Genomic DNA, 1221 nt, shown 5'->3' with positions numbered 1-1221 from the left:
GACCCCCAACAACGCCTCCTCCTCGAAACCGCCTGGGAAGCCACCGAACACGCCGGCATCGACCCCACCACCCTCACCGGAACCCAAACCGGCGTATTCGCCGGGGTGGTGTACCACGACTACGCCTCGAGGCTTCACACCGTTCCGGAGAACGTCGAAGGGTATGTGGGGTACGGCAGTGCCGGGAGTGTGGCTTCCGGACGTGTTGCCTACTCGTTCGGCTTCGAGGGGCCTGCGGTGACGGTGGACACCGCGTGTTCGTCCTCACTGGTCGCTGTCCATCTCGCATGCCAGTCACTGCGCACCGGCGAATCCACCCTCGCCCTGGCCGGCGGCGTCACCGTCATGGCCACCCCCTTCGGCTTCGTGGAGTTCAGCCGGCAGCGGGCCCTGTCCCCCGACGGCCGATGCAAAGCCTTCGCCGACAGCGCGGACGGCACCGGCTGGGCCGAAGGCGCCGGCATGCTCCTCCTGGAACCCCTCTCCCAAGCACAGCGCAACGGCCACCCCGTCCTGGCCGTCATCCGCGGCTCCGCCGTCAACCAGGACGGCGCCAGCAACGGACTCACCGCCCCCAACGGCCCCGCCCAGCAACGCGTCATCCACCAAGCCCTCACCAACGCCCGCCTCACCCCCGCCGACATCGACGCCGTCGAAGCACACGGCACCGGCACCACCCTCGGCGACCCCATCGAAGCCCAAGCCCTCCTCGCCACCTACGGCCAAAACCGCCCCGACGACCAACCCCTCTGGCTCGGCTCACTCAAATCCAACATCGGCCACACCCAAGCCGCCGCAGGCGTCGGCGGCGTCATCAAAATGGTGATGGCGCTCCGGCATGAAGTCCTGCCGCACACACTGCACGTTGACGCCCCTACCTCCCACGTCGACTGGGAATCGGGGAACGTCCGACTGCTCACCGAACCGCGCCCGTGGGCCGCGAACGGTCACCCCCGACGAGCGGGCGTCTCCTCGTTCGGGGTCAGTGGAACCAACGCCCACCTCATCCTCGAACAGCCACCAACCACCACGCCCGCGCCGGACGTCACACCCGAGCCGGACGAGCCCGCCGAGCCCCTGCTCAGCTCGGCACCCCTGCCCTTCCTGGTCTCGGCCCGTACCGCCACCGCTCTCCGCGACCAGGCCCTGCGCCTCCGTACGCACCTGCAACACCACCCCGACCTCGAACCGGCCCGCATCGCCCACGCCCTCGCCACCACC

General features: G+C 69.5%; 1 protein-coding gene. It reads left to right on the top strand.

Annotated features, from left to right (window positions below):
- Nucleotides 1-1221: type I polyketide synthase (locus tag ACH4B3_RS34275; RefSeq protein ID WP_398469713.1), on the top strand; the 1221-nt coding region annotated here is incomplete at both ends.

Origin of the sequence: Streptomyces sp. NPDC018031 (assembly GCF_044327625.1) — a bacterium.
Lineage (GTDB): Bacteria > Actinomycetota > Actinomycetes > Streptomycetales > Streptomycetaceae > Streptomyces.
Note: the sequence above shows the minus strand (reverse complement) of the source record. Positions and strands in the feature narration are given on the sequence as shown.